This window comes from Actinosynnema sp. NPDC059335, assembly GCF_042752395.1.
Classification (GTDB): Bacteria; Actinomycetota; Actinomycetes; order Mycobacteriales; family Pseudonocardiaceae; genus Actinosynnema.
The window spans coordinates 94,968-113,742 of the sequence record NZ_JBHYXZ010000002.1; the positions used below are offsets into that span (position 1 = coordinate 94,968).

The following is an 18,775-nucleotide window of genomic DNA, read 5'->3' on the forward strand; positions in this document are numbered from 1 at the left end:
CACCCCGTCAGACCTGGGATTGGGCGATCAGCCGCATCGCCAGTTCCTTGAGATCCGGGTCGGCGTGCGTGGCGTCGCCCGCGTCGAAGGGTGGTTGCGGGTCGTACTCGATGGCCAGCTGGATCGCCTTCGCCGTGGTGTCGTCGGTGAGCAGCGCCGCCACGTGCAGCGCCATGTCGATGCCCGCCGACACGCCCGCGGCGGTGATGATCCGGCCCGAGCGCACGTATCGCTGCGGTCGGTAGGTCACGCCGAAGCGGGTGTGCAGGTAGTCGGCGCCCGCCCAGTGGGTGGTCGCCTCGCGCCCGTCGAGCAGACCCGCCGCGGCGAGGATCATCGAGCCGGTGCACACCGAGGTCGTCCACGTGCTGCGCTCGTGCACGCGTCGGATCCAGTCCAGCAGCGCCCGGCTTTCCATGGCCGCGATCACGCCCCGTTCGTTCCCGCCGGGGACGACCAGGACGTCCAGTGCGTCGACCTCGTCGATGGAGCGGTCCGCGACCACGGCCGTGCTCGCGGTGTCGGTGCGCATCGGGCCCTGCCGTTCGCCGATCATCACGGTGGTGGCGCCGGGCACCCGCGACAGCACCTCGGTCGGGCCGGTCGGGTCGAGCAGGCTGAAGCCGTCGTAGAGCAGGACGCCGATCACCGGACCCGACCCGGGTCCGTGCTCGTCGGCAGCGAGGTTCGTCTCGTCGTGGGGCGGGGAATCGGTCATGGCTCGATGTCCTCCGGTGCGATGGGCGACGGCAGGCGGCGATCACCGGGAACCACGTGGTGATCACGTCCGACTACCTGGGTGTCGGATGGGCTCCTGAGAACCGGCGACATCGCGTGGAGGGCGGGAACGGGACTCCCCGCCCTCCACGCGGCTACCACGTCACGGGTTCACCGACGCGGTGACGAAGTGCGGGCGTCCGGTCAGCGGGTGCGGCACGATCGCGCCGCGCACGCCGAACACGGTGGTGACGCGCTCGGCGGTCAGCACGTCCCCCGGTGTTCCGGCGGCCACCACCCGTCCCGCGTCGAGCAGGACCAGCCGGTCGCAGTAGGCGGTGGCGTGGTCGAGGTCGTGCAGGGCGGCGACCGTGGTCAGTCCGAGGTCGCGGACGAGGTCGAGCAGTTCCAGCTGTGCGCCGATGTCGAGGTGGTTGGTGGGTTCGTCCAGCAGCAGCACCGGGGCCTGCTGGGTGAGGGCGCGGGCCAGCAGGACGCGTTGCCGCTCGCCGCCGGACAGGGTCGCGAAGCGGCGGTGCGCAGCCCAGGCCATGCCGACCCGTTCCAGCGACCGCTCGGCGATCTCGTGGTCGGCCGTGCCCTCCCGGTCGAGCAGGCCCTGGTGCGGGGTGCGGCCCATCGCCACGGTCTCGCGCACGGAGAAGTCGTTGTCCAAGTCGTGGTCCTGGGCCACGACCGCGACCCGGCGGCCCACCTGCCGTGCCTTGAGCCGCCGCACCTCCTCGTCGCCGAGCAGCACGGTGCCGACCGAAGGTCGCAGCGCCCGGTACAGGCAGCGCAGCAGTGTGCTCTTGCCCGACCCGTTCGGGCCGACCAGCCCGGTCACCGAGCCGGGCTCGGCCACTAGGTCGATCCCGTCGAGGATCCGCGCGTCATCCAAGACCACCGACACACCGTCGACTCGCACCCTCACCGCAGTGCCTGCTTGCGGCGGCGCAGCAGCACGAGGAAGAACGGTGCCCCGAGTGCTGCGGTGAAGATCCCGACCGGCATCTCGTTGGGCCGGTCGATCGTGCGGGTGACCAGGTCGACCAGCACCAGGAACAGCGCGCCCGCCACCAACGAGACCGGGATGACCTTGCGGTGGTCCGGGCCCACAACCAGGCGCACCGCGTGCGGCACGATCAGCCCGACGAACCCGATCCCGCCGACGCTGCTGACCACCGCGGCGGTGAGCAGCGAGGCGGTGACGAGCAGGACGATCCGCAGCCGGTGCACGTCCACGCCCAGCCCGGCGGCGGTGTCGTCGCCCACCGACAGGGCGTTCATCGCCCGGCCGCGCGTAGCCAGCCACACCGCCACCACGGCGGTCGCGGTGGCCGGTGCCACGAGGTCGTCCCACCCGGCGCCCGACAGCGACCCCAGCAGCCAGAACATCACCCCGCGCAGCTCGGCGGGGTTGGCCTGCAACTGCAGGTAGCTGGTGGCCGCGCTGCCCAGGTAGGCCACCGCGACACCGGCCAGCACCAGGCTCGTGCCCACCAGCCGCCCGCCCCGCTGGGCCAGGACGAACACCACCACCAGGCTGATCAGCGACCCGACGAACGCCGACCCCGCCACGCCCAGCCCCGCCGTCGCGCCCGCGCCGGCGGTCAGCGCGACCACCGCGCCCAACGACGCCCCGGAGGTGACCCCGAACAGGTACGGGTCCGCCAACGGGTTGCGCACCAACGTCTGCAGGCACACCCCCGCCAGGCTCAACGCCCCGCCCGCCACCGCCGCCAGCAGCACCCTGGGCGCACGGAACTGCCACACGATCTGGTCGGTCAACGGCGAGAGCCCCGAGGTGTCGCCGAACAGGTGCGCCCACACCACCCCGACGACCTCGCCCACGGGGACGGGCACGGTGCCGACACCGATCGCGAACGCCACCACCGGCACCGTGGCGACCACCAGACCCACCACCAGAGCCGCGTACCCCGGCCCGGACACCAGGTGTGGCCGCTTGAGCCCCGGCGAGGTGTCAGCCGTGCGCGGCATCGGCCAACTTCTTCACCGCGACCGCGTTGAGCGGGCCCAGGTAGATCCCGTCCGACACCGACGTGAACCGCCTGGCCTTGGACGCCTCCCACTGCGGGAACTTCGCGAACAGGTCCTCGGCCATCACCCGCGCGTCCTCGCCGGGCTGGAACAACCCGACCACCAGCAGGTCCACCCGTGCCGCGGCGAGCGCTTCGGCGTTGATCTCGGCCAGTTCGGCGTTGGTCCTGCCGGCGAACGGGTTCACCCCGCCCGCGCGGTCGATGACGTCGTCGTAGATCCCGCCGCCGAACACCGCGGGCAGGCCGTTGTTGTTCATCATCGACATCCCCGGGTAGACGACCAGGAGGTTCCTGCGCTGCTTGCCCGCCACCGCCTGCTCGGCCTCGGCCAGGCGGGCGCGCTGCTCGTTGACGTAGTCGGCGGCCCGCTGCTGCACGTCGAAGATCCGGCCCAGCTCCAGCAGCAGCTCGAACGACGACTCGACCGACTGCCCCCGGTAGCGCTCCTGGTCCTCCGGCGACGCCGCCGGGTCGCCGAACCCGCAGTTGACCGGCGTCACGTAGCTCGCGACACCGGCGGCGGCCAACTGATCACGGCTGATGGAGCCGATCTTCTCGTCGAAGCCGCCCGCCCACGGGGAGATCACCAGGTCGGGTCGCAGGCCGAGCACCTGCTCGCGCGGCACCTCGAAGTTCTGGTTGAGCGTCAACCCGCCGGTGGGGACCGCTTTCACCTTCTCCACCATCGCCGGGTCGTCCGACACCCCGTAGGACTGGCTGTTGGCCAGGACGCGGTCCTGGATGCCCAGCACGACGAAGCTCTCCACCTCGGCCACGGAGGTCCCGTTGAGCAGGACCACCCGGCTGGGCGCCCGCTCGAACGTCACCGTCCGGCCGCAGTTGCGGATGGTCAACGGGTAGGTCGTCGGGGCCGCGGTCACCGACGGCGGCACGGAACGGGAGGTGGGCGCAGTGGAGGCGCCCGACCCCGCACCGCACCCGACGATGGCCACCGCCACCAGGACCAGGGGAACCGCCGACACGCGCCGAGTCGTGGATGTCAACACACCCACCAAGTCGTCCGGTGGTCGCCTCTGGTTCCCGCCGTCCGCGAACGAGCGGCACAGCATCATCCGGGACACGCGGTACCCGACCGTTCATCCTGTTGCAAATATCTTGCAGTTAGTATCTGATGGCAACAGCACACCGAGCGATGAGGTGACCACGCGTGGGCCAGTACCAGCTACCCGACCTGCCCTACGACTACGCCGCGCTGGAGCCGGCGATCACCGGCGAGATCCTGGAGCTGCACCACTCCAAGCACCACGCCGCCTACGTCAATGGCGCCAACGACACCCTGGAGCGCATCGCCGAGCTCCGCGACAAGGACGACTTCTCCGGCATCGTCGGCCTGGAGAAGACCTTCGCCTTCAACCTGTCCGGCCACGTGCTGCACACGGTCTTCTGGGAGAACCTGTCCCCCGACGGCGGCGACCGCCCCGAGGGCGAGCTGGCCGCCGCGATCGACGAGCACTTCGGCTCCTTCGACGCCTTCGCCAAGCAGCTCTCCGCCGCCACCTCCACCGTGCAGGGCTCCGGGTGGGGCGTGCTGGCCTGGGAGCCGCTGTCGAAGCGCCTGGTGGTTGAGCAGGTCTACGACCACCACGGCAACATCGGCATGAACACCAGCCCCCTACTGGTCTTCGACGCCTGGGAGCACGCCTACTACCTCCAGTACCGCAACGTGCGCCCCGACTACGTCCAGAAGCTGTGGTCACTGGTCAACTGGACCGACGTCACCCGCCGCTTCGACCTCGCCCGCAACGGGCTGCCCACCCTGCCCGCCGCCTGACCGCGGGCCGCGAACCCGGCAGCGGGTGCTCCGACAAGCCCTCCTCTGCCGTGACAGGTGCCCCGGATCGACCGATCCGGGGCACCTCGCCGTCTTCCCGGCACCGGTCCGTCACCGAGGGAGTTGACGTGGGTAATCGTGTCGACAGCGCCGTCGCCCGTGAGTGGGTGCGGCGGTGGGACCGCCAGCAGGAGCGTTACATCGCCGACCGCGAGGAGCGGTTCCGGGTGATCGGCGACGTGGTGGCGAAGGCGTGCGCCGGGGTCGGCTCCCCCGTGGTGCTCGACCTCGGGTGCGGACCGGGATCGCTGACCACCCGGCTGCGCGACCGCGTCGGCGGACGCGTGGTCGGCGTCGACGCGGACCCGTTCCTGCTCGAACTGGCCCGCGCCACCGGCGAGGGCATCGACTACCTGCACGCCGACCTCACCTCGCCCGGCTGGACCGACCGGGTCGGCGGCACGTGGGACGCCGCGGTGTCCACCACCGCGCTGCACTGGATCGCACCCGAACCGCTCGGCGACCTCTACCGCGAACTCGCGCGGGTGATCCGCCCCGGCGGCGTCCTGGTCAACGGCGACCACCTCCACCACGACCAGCCCGCGCTGCGCGAGTTCGCCGCGCACGTGCGGGACCGTCGCGCCGAACGCGCCGGGGTCACCGGCAACGAGGAGTGGCGGCGCTGGTGGGAAGCGGTACACGCCGACCCCGACCTGACCGCCGCCTTCAGCCCCGAGGAACTGGCCTGCGCGCACGGCGGCTACGGCAACGGACTCAGCGCCGGCGACCACGCCGCGCTGCTGCGCGAGGCGGGCTTCACCGAGGTCGATGTCGTGTGGCAGTACGGCGACGACCACGTGCTGGTGGCCGTGCGGTGACCGGCGACCTCGCGCACCGCGACCCGACCGGGCACCACGTGCTCACCGAAGTCGACGCGCCGGGCCTGCTCGCACTCGCACAACCCCTGGAACGGATCTACCGCGCCTGCTTCGCCGAACCGCCGTGGAACGAGGACGAGGCCCGCTTCGCCGGGTTCGCCGACCGCCTGGCCCGGCACATGGCCGGACCCGGGGTCCGCGGCGTCGTCGCCCGGCACGACGGGAACCCGGTCGCCGTCGCCTACGGCTGGCCGTCCGCGCCCGAAGTCCCGGACACACCCTTCTACACCGGGGCCCACAACGCCCTCTCCCCCGCCGACCGGTACCGGCTCCGCCCACCGGCGATCGAGGTCGTGGAGCTGATGGTCGCCCCAGGACACCGCGGGCACGGGCTGGCCGGCCGACTGCTGGAACGCTTCGTCCAGGGTTACCCCCGCGCCTGGTTGTGCACCCACCCCGACGCCCCGGCCCGACACCTCTACCGGTCGCGGGGATGGGCGCAACGCGGCTCGTTCACCGACGTCAACGGCGTGCCGCTGGTCGTGTTCACCCTCGACACCACGTCCTGACCCCTCCACTACCAGCACGTGGACCACCGAACCGGCGTTACCCCGGCAGGTTCCCGAAATCGCCGGGAACCAAGTGGCCGCCCCGCACGACTAGTGGGCAGGTATTCCCTGCTCATCCCCACCAGAGGTGTCCCGTGTCCGCTCCTCCCGTCGACGACGTACGCACCGACGAAACCCCCGCCACCACCCGGGTCTCCGTCGTGCCGTTGTTGCGCCGTCTGCACTTCTACGCCGGGGTCCTGGTGGCACCGTTCCTGGTCGTGGCCGCGCTGTCGGGCCTGCTTTACGCGCTCGCACCCCAGCTCGACACCATGCTCTACGACGACGTGCTGGAAGCGTCCTCTACGGACGGCGCGGCGCGCCCGGTGTCCGAGCAGGTCGCCGCCGCCCAGGCCGCCCTGCCCGACGGCACGGTCACCGGCGTGCTGCTGGCCGACGACCCCGAGGCCACCACCCAGGTGGTGTTCTCCCTACCCGGCCTCGACGAGGAGTACAACCAGACCGTCTACGTCAACCCCCACACCGCGCAGGTACAAGGCCAGCTGACCACCTGGTTCGGATCGACCCCGGTCACCACCTGGCTGGACAACCTGCACCGGCACCTGCACCTCGGCGAACCCGGCAGGCTGTACTCCGAGCTGGCCGCGAGCTGGCTGTGGCTGATCGCGCTCGGCGGCGTCGTGTTGTGGCTGACCCGACAACGCACCGCCCGTCGCCGGGTCAAGGCGGTGCTGGTCCCGGAATCCGACGCCAAGGGCGTCCGCAAGACCCGTTCACTGCACGCAAGCCTGGGGATGTGGGTGCTGATCGGCGCGCTGTTCCTCTCCGCCACCGGCCTGACCTGGTCGACCTACGCCGGCGAGAACTTCAGCGCCGCCCTGACCGCCCTCAACGCCAAGGCCCCCGTCCTGGACACCAGCCTGGGCGGCGCCACGGGCAGCACCGGCTCCGACGGACACGGTGAACACAGCAGCGGATCGCAGGACACCGAGCCAGTGGACCCGGCCACCTTCGACCGGGTCCTCGCCACCGCACGCGCCGCAGGGCTGGACGGACCGCTCCAACTCAGCGTCGCCGCCGAACCCGGCACCGCGTGGACCGCCGCGCAGAACGACAACACCTGGCCCGTCCGCCTGGACAAGATCGCCGTCGACCCGGAGACCGCGGCCACGACCGCCCGCGCCGACTGGGCCGACCGCCCCTTCCTGGCCAAGCTGTCGACCCTGGGCATCCAGGCCCACATGGGACGGTTGTTCGGCCTGGCCAACCAGATCGCCCTGTTCCTGCTGGCCGCCGGCATCTTGACCCTGATCGTGCTCGGGTACCGGATGTGGTGGCAGCGCCGTCCCACCCGCGCCGACCGCCGAGCACCCCTGGGCACCGCCCCCAAGCGGGGAACCTGGCAGCACCTGCCACTGTGGTTCGTCATCCCCGCGCCCCTCGTGCTCATCGCCATCGGCTGGGCCGTCCCCCTGCTCGGCCTGAGCCTGCTGGCCTTCCTCGTCCTCGACGGACTGCTCGGCCTGGCCCGCCGACGCACCGGCCGCGGGAGCGGAACCGACGACGTGGCGGCCCGACCGGCGAGCTGAGCGGACGAGCCGAGTTCCCCGGCGGCTGTTCGGTGGTGCGGAGCTGCTCCGCACCACCGAACAGCCCCGTCACTCGCCGTGTCCTCCGTCGCCGGTGTGATCCTCCGAAACCCCCGTCGCCGGCTCTCCGCCGATCGGGCCCACCGCGGAGCCGAGCGTCCACGCCGCAGCCGCCACCAACACCAGCACAACCCCGAACGCAGCCAACTTCCCCACCGGAGTCAGCCGCGCCACCAACTCACCGACACCACCCAAGCCGATCGCCACACCGCAGCCCACCAACAGGACGACCGCGAGCACACCCGCCACGACCGCCATCACCGGCACCCCACCAAGCCAACCAGCTCGACCATGCGCCAAGAGTACCGACCAGCGACGGCATACAGCCCGCGCGACATCGCCATCGCGCCCTTCCGGCAATCAGGAGAAAACCCGAACCGAGCCACCCAACACGCGAACCCGACCCTCGACGAATCACCCACCACAGGACCCCAGCAGATCAGCGACACCTGCATCCCGGCTCGCGACAACCGGCCACACGGGACGGTGTCACCGACACCTCGAAGGCTCGGACCATGCCTCACCACGATCCATCACGCCTGTGATGGCATGCCCACCTCGTCGAAGCGATTCCCGCACACCCGGACGCTCCCCCGTTCGCAGACCACTCTGGCACCCACATCCCGCACTGGCGCCGCGGCAGCCGCATGGACGACAGCCGATCCGGGCAAGGCGACGGCGACGCGCTCCAACAGGTGATCCTCGCGCCAGTACACCGGCTTCGGACCGTCGACCGGGCGCGGTCGGGCACTGCTGTAGCCGTGACGGCACCGGTAGCCGGGGCGTCCGTGCACCCAGTGCGCGTCCATCCGCCGTCCACACACCTCGCACACCACCAAACCCGACAACAGGTACCGACGTTCACCACCGTCGCCATTGGGGCGTCGGGCACGCACCTTCTGGACCGCAGTGAAGTCGCGCATGCTCACCAGCGGCGTGTGCACGACCTCTAGGGAAATCGCCCAGTCCTGCGGCAGGTTCGGAACCTGCCCCGACCGACCGGTGCGCAGATCGACCTCGTCTCGATCGTTGGCGACCCGATTCCACACCTGACGGCCGGTGTAGCGCGGGTTCTCCAGGATCGTCTGCACCGACTGCACACTCCACCCCACACCCGAGCGATGCCGATTGCGCTCCCGATCCGCCGCCGACGGGCACGGCACACCACGCTCGTTCAACTCCCGGGCGATCCCGGCCACCGACACCCCGCTCAACCGACGTGCGAACATCCACCGCACATGCCCCGCGGTCCGCGGATCCGGCGCCAGCTTCCGCGCCCGCCGCCCCCAGCGCGCGTCCGCGCGCCGCGGATGCGGGCCACCGTCGACCAGCATGTACCCATACGGCGGACGACCACCCAGATACCGGCCCAGCTCGGCCTGCGCCTTCATCGCCGCCAACGCCCGGTTGCGCGCCCGGATCACCTCCCGCTCCGACTGCGCACCCAGAAACGTCATCAACCTGCGGTGCTCGCCGTCATCCAGGTCCACCCGGCCGCCGACCTCCGGCAACCACACCTGCACACCGGCGGCGCGCAGCAGCGGCACCAACTCGTCGAACTGACGACCACAGAACGCCCGCTCGTACTCCCCCACCACGATCGCGTCGAACCCGCGGTCCGGATCGGCCAACGCCTCCAGCAACCGGGCCGCCTCCGGCCGGTTGGACCACCGACGCCGCCGCGAGGCGCCCTCGTCGAAGAACTCCACCTCGATCGTGCCGTGCCCGGCGATCAGGCGCTCACACACCTCCCGCTGCCACAACCGCGAGGAATACCGGTCCTGGTACTCCGAGGTCGACATCCACCCGTAGAACGTAAACCTCAAGCCCAAGTGCACGTGCGGGTCCTGCGAGCGCCTCCGTTCTCCCTTGCACTGTTTGGCCTGCAACCACTCATTCAGCAGGTCCTGATCGGCTGTAGACGTGATCACTGTGAACGCCTCCATCGCGGAGCACTGGGACGTCTGCGTGACCACTGCGCCTGACCGGCCTGACGCACCATCACCGACATGTCGCCCGAACGGAGCATTACCAACCTTCGAATGGCGGCATGCCGGCATAGGAAGTTGCGCCCAACCCCTACGTCTGACGTTCACTCGCCGCTGCGGCATTACGAGAGGCTGCGATCGTTCGCGTTGGTCGAGGCACGTTCGTCTCGATATAGTCATCTTTGATGGCGAAGACCTTCACCTCCTCACCGTCGTCGATCACTACCCGGAAATATGGCATCGTTGGAACCTCAGGGAACTTCGGAAAAAGTCGCTGTTCCGCGATCAACGACCTCACGGCCTCCGAGATCTCTTCCGTACCATGTCTCTTTATCAGCGAACTCACCGCCTGTTCAAAGCTCTCACCGAAGCGCCCGAGTTGGCGGCTCAGCCATCCGACGAGAAGTCCGCGATGCTTGTCGCTGATGACATGGCCGTGCACGGCCATGAATCGCAGACCCAAGGGGAACAGCTCAGACTGCTGATTGCCCGACAGCGGTCCTGGGGAGTCGGTGAAGGTGACGGGGGCGAGCTGCCCGAGATCGGCCGCCAGGCCGGCGCGCAGCCAGGCGCAGACGAAGTCGTACCACTCTTCGGCCTTCGATTGCGGTGCTCCACGCAGATGCAGGTAGGAACGGGAGCGCATCATCGCTGCCAGTCGCAGGTCCGACAGCAGTCGGCGGTCGTCACGCAGCCTGGCCAGGTGCAGTTCGCGGTACTCGGGCACGTTGGAGCGCACGCCCTCACGTGCCAGCACGTCGCCGTCGACCAGGTCGACCGCGCCGAGCATGGCGTGAAAGCCGGTGTCATCCAGTCCGGCCTTCCACAGATCGAGCGTGTCGCGCCACCGGGTCAACGGGTCACCGTCGGCGAACAGGTCGGCGAGCATGGTGTCCTGTCCGGTGAGGGTTCGCCCGATGCGCAGCAGGACCAGGTTGGCCGAGTACGCGGCCAGGGCGCGCACGGTGTTCGGTGTGGTGGGGCGGTAGTCGGCGAAGTGCCGTGAGGGCCGACGGGCCTGGTGATGGGACAGCAACAGGTCGAGGGTGTCGCGGATCCGATGGCGTTCGTCGTGGTCGAGGGAGCCGAGCAGGTCGTCGGCGAACCCGAGCACCGGGTGCTGTACCGCCAGGGGCTGGTGGGACAGCAGCGCGAACAGCAGGTCGTCGTCGGGTGTGTGGCGGACCCGGCGGGCAAATGCCGCTTGGGCGACGTCCCGAAGCTCCTCAACCACGCGCACGGCCACTAGATACTCGGCGAAGGTGGCGTGCAGGAACTCGTAGCTGCGCCGGGAAGCCACATCCTGGGCCTCGGGGCTGTGGATGAAAAAGAACTGCCCCAGCAGCCGCTCCCCCGAGGGAGCGTGCTGCTCCAGGGCCGTCAGGTCGGCGCTCAGCTCGGATTCGGTGATCTCCTGCCGGCCGCGGTTGACCATGCCCAGGGCGGCCACCGCCAGCGTGTGCAACTGCGCCTGCACCGCCTCGGCCAGCTCACCGCCGTGCAGCACACGACCCGACCGCTTGGTCACCTCGCGGTGGGCGTAGTCGTCGAACAACGCGCGGTACAGCTGGGTGGACGACAGGTCGTCCACCGCGTCGGCGCCGTGCTCGGCGTGGTAGAGGGTCAGCATCAGCAGCAGCAACGGTTGCGCGGCCAACTGCCGGTGGGTGAGCGCCCACGGGGCCGACATCCACGGCAGGTCCGGGTCGGTGCGGGACTGGTTCCATTTGCCTACCCACAGTGCGATGCGCTGCTCGTCGAACTCCTCCAGCTTGACCACCACAACACCGCGCGGGAGCGACAGCCGGTCGATCACCAGCGTCCGGGAGGTCACCACGACGGCCACCGGATACCCCAGGGCGGCCTCGCGTGTCTGGAACTCGGCGACCCTGTGCAGGTAGTCCGCCCGGTCGGTGGCGCTGGCCTGCAGCAGCTCGTCCAACCCGTCCAGCAGCACCACCCGGACCGTCTGCGCGCTGTGATCGACGAGGTCGGCCCACTGGACACGGTGATGGGTGGCCTGATCCAACGCCTGCTGGACCTGCTCGACCACTGCGGCGTTAGCGTCGACCCGCCGCAGCGGCACCCGCACCACGGTGTAGTGCCGCTCGGACAGTCGCGCGGCGATCACCTTCATGACCAGCGACTTGCCCGCGCCGGGGTGTCCGAGCAGCACCAGCGGCCTGCTCATGGCGTCAGCACAGGTCAGATGCCGTGCCACCAGCAGTGGGAGGTCATCGACGACCGGCGCGGACCTCCACCAGCTCTCGTCACCGATCCTGCTGGTCGTATCGGCAGCGGTAACCCGGCACCGCGGCTCGACGAACAACTGCTCCACCGTCGGGAACGACACGTCGATCCCGTAACCGTCGTTGTGGACCTCCAGCACCGGACGGCCCAACACCGCCTGATTGACGCCGTCCACCAAGGCGCGCGGGTCCCGCGCGGGCAGCGCACCGGCCACGTGCGCCAGCAGCTGTTCCAAACGTCCCATCGCCGTACGGGTCGCGGCATGCTCGACCGCGTCGGCCCAGATGGCGAACTCCGGCACCCGCGCCGCATACTCCAGGTAGTAGGAGTTGTACCGGTCCCTCGCCGACGCCGCGAGACGCTCGGCGACCTCGATGTCCACACCCGGTACGACGTCGTCGGCTTCCTCAACCACCTCACGGATGAACCAGTCGACGCCTTCGCACAGCTCGTAAGCCCAACGCTCCACCCTCGGCAGCATCTCCTGGAATCCCGCCGCCGCGGACGGTGTCGGAACCCTCAGGCCGTACAGCTGGCCCAAGAAGGAGTCGACATGCTCCTCGACAGCTCCTGCGAGCAGGAGCTTCTCGCGGTCGGACACCGCCGCCTTCACGTACAGCCCACCCAACGGCGACTCGGCGAAGGCGTCGAAGAAGGCACTCAGCACCAAGGTGGTGTGCGCGGCGATCACCAACTGATGACGTTCCAGACCACCTGTACGCGACAGCCGCGCAGCAGCACCGTCCACCGCACCCCGCAGCAGCGCCACGGCCTCGTTCTTCTGGTCCACCCACCCCCATACGGCCGACAAGGCCGCAGCTGAAGGTGCCAGACCGCTGGCCAGGATAACTCCACCGGCGAGCTTGTTGATCTTGTCCAGCCAAGGTCTGTCGTACTGCCCCAAGATGCCTAACGCACCGCGGAATGTGATGGGCGGATGTCCTGCCATGGCACGTCAGCTTAGGGTCGCTCGGTCGGGGATGCGGAACGCCGTCCTACGACACCGTACCTCGACACGGCCGGGGCGGCGCCGAGGAGCGCCGCACCTCGTCAGCACCCCTACGATTGACGGTCGACGAACAACCGGAAGGCATGCGCGATCAGATGCCGCGTGTCGACCATCACGAAAGCGAGCGCGACATCGTCCCGTTCAGAATCGCCATCCTCCGCATCGGGAGCCAACAGGCCGGACGACCACGACCGGCCATGCGCAAAAGCCGAGCACATCTGCCATGAGCCGAACACGTCGCCGATCCCCGGAGTCACTTCGGCCACGTATTCAAATATCCGGGCCATCCAGATTTTGGCGACCTGAACGTCAGGGTTTCGCGTAAGGGAACGAGCGAAATGAAAGATGTCGGCCCGGAACTTTTCGATGTCACCGGGGTGATCCTTCGAACGTCGAGCCATGAATCGCTCGAAATCTTCGCGGTCGGTCAATGTCAACCGCAGGCATCGCAGCTGCCGTTCCACCAACTCATCCGGCCCCAGCAACCAGACGACCGTGGCGGCGCTCTCGATGGCCGCGCGAAGCACGCTGAACGGCGCGGTGGTGGCAACGTCAACCGGCGCGGAAGCGAGTAGGCGGGTGGCCTCAACATGGGTTGAGACGGTCCGGAGCAAGGGCAACACAGCGTCCAGTACGGGATCGTCCCGCCAGTCCGCCATCTGCGGCACCCCAGCGGCCAGCACGGATACCTCGTCCAGCGTGCGCAGCAGGAACCCGCGTACAGCGTCCTTGGGAACGTCAACCATCGCCACAGTCTCCATGTGGCCGCAAGGTAGTCGACCTGTCCTACCTCTCCCAGGGATCACGCTACTGCTTCGACAATCGCGGATCGTGCCGGTGGCGGTATAGGATCCGCCGACCAGCAACTCGCAATCGAGGTAGCCGCCGATGGTCAACAGTCGAGCCGGGTCCAGTGTGTCACCAGAGGCCACGGGTGGCGCGGGCACCATCGACGAGTACCGGTTCGCGGCCGTCAACCTGGTGAAGCTCCTACGCGGGGACACAGCACCTGGCCTGTCCGCCTCCATCGTGGCCGTCGGATTGCAACGGCGGGAAGCCGGTAATATTCTCGATGACGTCGTCCTTCAGGCAGCGCCGGAGAGCAATGCGCTCCGGGTCGAGTACCAGGTTAAGCGCACCATGACTCCGGTGCAGTCGGACCCCGCATTCATTGATTCATTGAAGCAGTGTCTCCAGTCAATCGAAGACAACGCGGAAGAGATCGAGTCGGGACAGCTTCGTCTTGGGTTGGCAACCAGCCCTTCGCAGCACATGGACCAGTTGCGCAGACTGACTGAAGTTGCCTCGCAGCATCTCACCTTGGAGTCGTTCGAGGCGATCGTCAGGCCCGGTGTGACCGATCGGAAGGTCTGTGATCGTTTCGAGCGCGTTGTCGAGTCCGTCGCCGTGGCCCAGCGGAGTCGGGGCAGGTTGCTCGAAACGCTCGACTGCCGGTCACTGGCGTTGACAGTGCTTCGCTCCCTGTACGTGTGGCAGTTCGAGATCGGCCAGGACGGCCGGGACACGATCGACGCTGTGGGTCGCCTGGCGGATGTGCTGCCCTCGGGTGGACAGTCGGCGCTCGGCGTCTTCACGGAGCTGGCCGGGATTGCCCAGGCGGTGGGTCCGAAGGCAGGTCTGATCGACCGGGCGATGGTGCGGGCGAAGCTGTTGGGTCGTGAGGTGGCGCTGACGGTCGAGCCGAGACAGCGTGCTGCGTTGGCGAAGCTGGCCGCGGCGACACAGCGGGAGCTCGATGCGACGGCTTGGACCATCGCGGACCGCCTCGAACTGCCCCGCGAGAAGACGGTCGACCGCATCAAGGCCGCGGTTCAAGCGAGCTCCTTCGTCCTGGTGACCGGCTCGGCGGGTGTCGGCAAATCTGTCCTGGCCCGACGCGTGGTTAAGGATTTGGCGGCAACAGCGAGTACGGTGATCGTCAACCTGACTGGCCGCAGCCGGGAGACCCTGGCCGATCTTCAAGCCGAACTCGGCGCAGAGCTGGAACCCGCCTTGCGGGCTGCGGCCACCACCGGTGCGCGGGTGCTGCTCATCGACGGTGCGGAACACGCGCTCACCGACAACGCCCGATTGCTGACTGCGGTGCTCCGCGCCGTGCCGGTCGATCCTGAGAAAGCACCTCCATGGACCGTCATCGTCACAGCCCGTACGGAAGCCGCAACAGCGGTGAGCCGCCGCCTGCCGTCCCCTCCAGCACGAATCGATGTAGGTAACGCAGACGCCGATGAGGTAGGCGAGATCGTCAACGCGTTCCCGCAGCTGACACCGTTGACGCGGCACCCAAGAAGCAGACGACTTCTTCAGCTGCCCTATCTCGTGGACTTGCTGGTCCGGGTCGACAGCGGGCTCGACGACCGTCCCCTCGGCGAAGAGGACGTGATGGACCACGTGTGGGAACACGTGATCCGTCGTGGCAGCGGCGAACGATCGGGCGCCGGTACACCCCACGGCAGGAGCGTTGCCTGCTTGGTATTGGCCGAAGCATCCCTGCATATGGACGGCGGCTCGACCCTGGCTACCTGCGAGGGTGACGCGGTCAGCGGGCTGATCAGCGATAACGTGCTGGTCAGGCACCGCAACCGTCACCGCTTCGCGCACGACATCCTGTTGGACTACGCGGTGGCCAACAGACTGCTGGAAGACGATCATCGACATCTACTGACCGGGGTCGACGAGCCACGCCGTCTCATGCGCGCCATTCGTCTGGCGATACAACGTCGGCTGGCAGACGCCCAAGCCGAGGGCCAGGCGGCGATCCGACAGCAGTGGAGCGAAGCCGTCGTGCTCGCTCAACAATTGCAAGAGCAGGACGGGCCACGCTGGCGCAGCGTTCCCTACGAAGCGCTGCTCGCGACGAGCGACCCCCGTGCGTTGCTCGACGCCCTGCGCTTCACCCTGTTGGCAAGCGATGGTGAGCAGCTCCGCCGGCTCCTCAAGGTGACACGCAGCTTCGCGGCTACCTCCGTCCGGGAACCCGAAGCCGACGGCTTTCAACTCGACGTCGTACTGGCCGCCCCTGTCGTGGACTTTGTCGGCAACACGGGTCCAGCCCTGCCGCAGAAGGCCACCCACCTTGCCGCGGACGTCGTCCAGCGTTGGCTGCTCGCCGCATGGCGCGCCGGTATTCCGATCGAGGTCCACATCGCCGATCCACGAAGGCTGGCGCAGGCCGCCGCTGCGTGGTCGGAAGATGACACGTACGGGCCGCGGCTGAACGCCGTCCTGCCCGCCTTGGCCATGCTCGGCCGACACCCCACTCGTGAAACTCAGTCGGTGTTCGACCGTCTGTCCCACCGCAACGGCGAGTTGTCATCGATCGTCGAGGTGTCCGATGTCGCCGCTGCCGCGGCGCAGGCGAACCCCGAACTGCTCCTACTGCTCGCAGGCCGGTACTACCTGGACCAGGATCTCCGACTCGATCCGGCGGAGACTCCACCTGCGGCCAGGCGCAGACGCGGCCGACGCAGACCCAGGTCCGCCTTCAGCGAGGAACTCGAAGACGGAGTGCGCGACCACACGCCCAGCTACCTCAAGGCACAGGACACGGGCTTCGCGGCACCGCACTACGGCCCTTTCGAAGCACTGCTCAAGACCTCGCCCGAGCACGGACTCAAACTCATCGGCGCGGTCGTCGACAGCGCCACCTCGGCCCGGACCGCCGTCGAGCGCTCGTTCGACGACCGTCCGGATCCCAGCATGACGCTCACGATCCACCGCCCGGAATGGACCGAGCCGATCACCTACCGCGGCACCGCAGCGACCTGGGGCTGGTACCGCGGGACGACGAACGGCGCCTACCCGGCGATGTCGGCCCTCATGGCACTCGCGCGATGGGCGTTGCAGGAAACGCAGCAACGTCCCCTCGGCGACGTCCTGGATCAGGTACTCGGAGCGAGTCGCAGTCTGGCGATGCCGGCAGTCGTCATGTTTCTGAGCCTCGCCCGTCTCGACGTGGTGACCGATGAGTTGGACCCGTTCCTCCAGCAACCCCTTGTATGGGACTACGAAGGGGATCCACGGCTGCAACATGCCGCTGCGGTCCTCGTCGGCCGCAGCGGTCCCGAACGTCGCACCCAGCTTCGTGCCCTCGGTGATCGACTCGTCGAGCTGACCCGCCATGAGCTCACCGCGCATCTCGGCCAGGCACCTGCCGATGATTACCCCGGGATGCTCGTTGCTCTGAAGAGGGCTCGCAGTCTGGACATTGACGCCTACCGACTGGAGCGGTCGTCGGAACGGGAAGGGATGCTGGAGGTGTCCCTGGACTACCCGGAGGAACTCGAACGCGGTCTGAAGCAGAACGGGCTGCCGTTCCAGCTCCACCTCCGGGTCGCCGACATCACCACTCAAGCAGTACAAGCGCGTGACGAGCACGGGGACGCGGACCCGGTCGCCTTGTGGCACGACCTCATGGAGGTCTTCCGACAGCTCGACGAGCTCGGCAATCCTCGCCTCGGCACCATCCACCCCCGCCACGAGGCGGCGTCCACCGTTGCCTCAGCCGTGCTGCTGGCAACCGCAGACGACGGTGATGCCGAAGACACTCAGCTGATCGAGGACACCGTGCTGACGCTTCTCGACGCCGTGGAAGGTTCACCGGCCGAGGACCACGATCGGCACTCTGAGGATAGGCGTACCCGATGGCCGATGGGCGCCGACCGCGCGGCGGCCACGGCCCTTCCCCGTGTGCTCGCGAACCCGAGATTGCGCGATCGATGCGCACACCTCGTCGACCGTGTTGAAGCCGCGATCCTCGACTTGGCCGAGTCCCGACCCTTCGAAGTGAGGCGGCGACTTGCCGACGCGATCGCCGACGTGCTCGCCCCTTCCTGCGACAACACGCACGACGCCCAACTGCACTCACTCGCCGTTGCGGTCTTGAAGAAGATCGTCCTCAACGCCGGCCTCGGGCCCTGGAGTGAACGCCAGCGACAGCGCGTCACGCTGACGGAGCCCTTGGCGGAAGCTCTCGGATCAGGTGAAGATGTCCTCCACGTCGGCGAAGCCTCAGACGCTCTGCCAGCTCTCATACGGGCCGCAAGCCTCACGTGCATGCACGGACAGGCTATGGCGGAGGTACTGCGGGCGCTCGTGGACTACGACATCCTCGGCTGGCCGAAACACTACGCCAGGCACCTGTACTCCGGCATCAGGCACTGGCGGGATGAGCTTGATCGCCATGTTGCCGCGCAGATCCTTGGCGGTGATAGCGACCTGCTCGACCGCTACCTCGACGGCTTCGCTCCCGTCGGCGAAGAACTCCGCGGGTTGCTGACGGAACTCGGAAAGCAGGCCACAACACCGGATCACGGCGCGTTGCTGCTGGAAACATACTGGCCACGAATCCTCGATCGACTGCTCCCCGCCAACCGGGACCTCTCCGGTAACGACCATCGCGAGCATCCGCACCACAGCCACGAGGAGGACTTCGATCGGACGCTGCTTCCCAAGTGCCCGGAGGACAGAGGCTGGCCACGACAACCACTCGGTGCCGTTCTGCAGCGTTGGACGCAGGCGTTCGCAGGTAAGCCTCACGTCGCCGATCACGCCATCACATGCCTGGCACAGTACCGCCTGCTCGGCTCACCTACGGCTACCGGCATGATCCTGGACGTCCTGGGCGACAACACCCGCATTATCCGTCAGGATTGCCAAACCGTCACCGCCTGGCTGTACGTCATCCTCATCGTCAACAAGGACGCAAGCGTCGGACACAAACCTCGGCTGCTCAGACTGCTTGACGAGCTCGCAGATGCCGGTGACACGGACGCCATCGAGCTGCAACGAGAGCTGGAACTCCAGTAGCTGCACCGAACACTTCCCCCGGACACAAGAGCAC

Annotated in this window: 13 protein-coding genes; 5 read left to right on the forward strand and 8 right to left on the reverse strand. The window is 68.4% G+C overall.

Annotated elements, in window-relative coordinates; translation table 11 throughout:
* Positions 1-7: 7 nt before the first annotated feature.
* The 4 genes from ACFXGA_RS01120 to ACFXGA_RS01135 all read right to left on the reverse strand — a co-directional run bounded on the left by ACFXGA_RS01120 (position 8) and on the right by ACFXGA_RS01135 (position 3,763).
* Positions 8-718, reverse strand: coding sequence for a DJ-1/PfpI family protein (locus tag ACFXGA_RS01120; RefSeq protein WP_378083117.1), 711 nt, complete (start codon positions 716-718; stop codon positions 8-10).
* 162 nt (positions 719-880) lie between these two features.
* Positions 881-1,624 (reverse strand): ABC transporter ATP-binding protein, encoded by a 744-nt coding sequence (locus tag ACFXGA_RS01125; RefSeq protein WP_378083119.1) that lies wholly within the window; start codon positions 1,622-1,624, stop codon positions 881-883.
* A 23-nt stretch (positions 1,625-1,647) separates the two neighbouring features.
* A complete protein-coding gene (locus ACFXGA_RS01130; RefSeq protein ID WP_378083120.1) occupies positions 1,648-2,718 on the reverse strand; it encodes a FecCD family ABC transporter permease in 1,071 nt (356 codons plus the stop codon).
* The gene (locus ACFXGA_RS01135) at positions 2,702-3,763 is read right to left on the reverse strand and encodes an ABC transporter substrate-binding protein (RefSeq protein WP_378083121.1); all 1,062 of its coding nucleotides are present in this window, start codon (positions 3,761-3,763) and stop codon (positions 2,702-2,704) included. Before ACFXGA_RS01135 ends, ACFXGA_RS01130 begins: the two co-directional genes overlap by 17 nt.
* Before the next feature lie 185 nt (positions 3,764-3,948).
* Here ACFXGA_RS01135 and ACFXGA_RS01140 point away from each other — a divergent pair, with 185 nt between their 5' ends.
* The 4 genes from ACFXGA_RS01140 to ACFXGA_RS01155 all read left to right on the forward strand — a co-directional run bounded on the left by ACFXGA_RS01140 (position 3,949) and on the right by ACFXGA_RS01155 (position 7,608).
* Complete coding sequence (locus tag ACFXGA_RS01140; RefSeq protein WP_378083123.1) at positions 3,949-4,572, forward strand: superoxide dismutase; 624 nt, start codon at positions 3,949-3,951, stop codon at positions 4,570-4,572.
* A gap of 128 nt (positions 4,573-4,700) precedes the next feature.
* Positions 4,701-5,450 carry a class I SAM-dependent methyltransferase gene (locus tag ACFXGA_RS01145; RefSeq protein WP_378083124.1) on the forward strand — a complete coding sequence of 250 codons (750 nt, stop codon included), beginning with the start codon at positions 4,701-4,703 and terminating at the stop codon, positions 5,448-5,450.
* Positions 5,447-6,019: a GNAT family N-acetyltransferase gene (locus ACFXGA_RS01150; RefSeq protein ID WP_378083126.1), complete on the forward strand. Its 573-nt coding sequence runs from the start codon at positions 5,447-5,449 to the stop codon at positions 6,017-6,019. Before ACFXGA_RS01145 ends, ACFXGA_RS01150 begins: the two co-directional genes overlap by 4 nt.
* A 134-nt stretch (positions 6,020-6,153) precedes the next feature.
* On the forward strand, positions 6,154-7,608 hold the full coding sequence (locus tag ACFXGA_RS01155; protein ID WP_378083127.1) for a PepSY-associated TM helix domain-containing protein: 1,455 nt from the start codon (positions 6,154-6,156) through the stop codon (positions 7,606-7,608).
* A 69-nt stretch (positions 7,609-7,677) separates the two neighbouring features.
* On the opposite strand, the gene ACFXGA_RS01160 is transcribed toward ACFXGA_RS01155, so the two are convergent.
* From ACFXGA_RS01160 to ACFXGA_RS01175, 4 genes are all read right to left on the reverse strand, one after another.
* Positions 7,678-7,926 (reverse strand): hypothetical protein, encoded by a 249-nt coding sequence (locus tag ACFXGA_RS01160; RefSeq protein WP_378083130.1) that lies wholly within the window; start codon positions 7,924-7,926, stop codon positions 7,678-7,680.
* A 275-nt stretch (positions 7,927-8,201) separates the two neighbouring features.
* Complete coding sequence (locus ACFXGA_RS01165; RefSeq protein WP_378083132.1) at positions 8,202-9,470, reverse strand: recombinase family protein; 1,269 nt, start codon at positions 9,468-9,470, stop codon at positions 8,202-8,204.
* A gap of 277 nt (positions 9,471-9,747) precedes the next feature.
* Positions 9,748-12,855, reverse strand: coding sequence for an NACHT domain-containing protein (locus tag ACFXGA_RS01170; protein WP_378083134.1), 3,108 nt, complete (start codon positions 12,853-12,855; stop codon positions 9,748-9,750).
* 110 nt (positions 12,856-12,965) lie between these two features.
* Complete coding sequence (locus tag ACFXGA_RS01175; protein ID WP_378083135.1) at positions 12,966-13,676, reverse strand: hypothetical protein; 711 nt, start codon at positions 13,674-13,676, stop codon at positions 12,966-12,968.
* A gap of 127 nt (positions 13,677-13,803) precedes the next feature.
* Here ACFXGA_RS01175 and ACFXGA_RS01180 point away from each other — a divergent pair, with 127 nt between their 5' ends.
* Positions 13,804-18,741 (forward strand): AAA family ATPase, encoded by a 4,938-nt coding sequence (locus ACFXGA_RS01180; RefSeq protein ID WP_378083137.1) that lies wholly within the window; start codon positions 13,804-13,806, stop codon positions 18,739-18,741.
* The last annotated feature ends 34 nt before the right edge of the window (positions 18,742-18,775 follow it).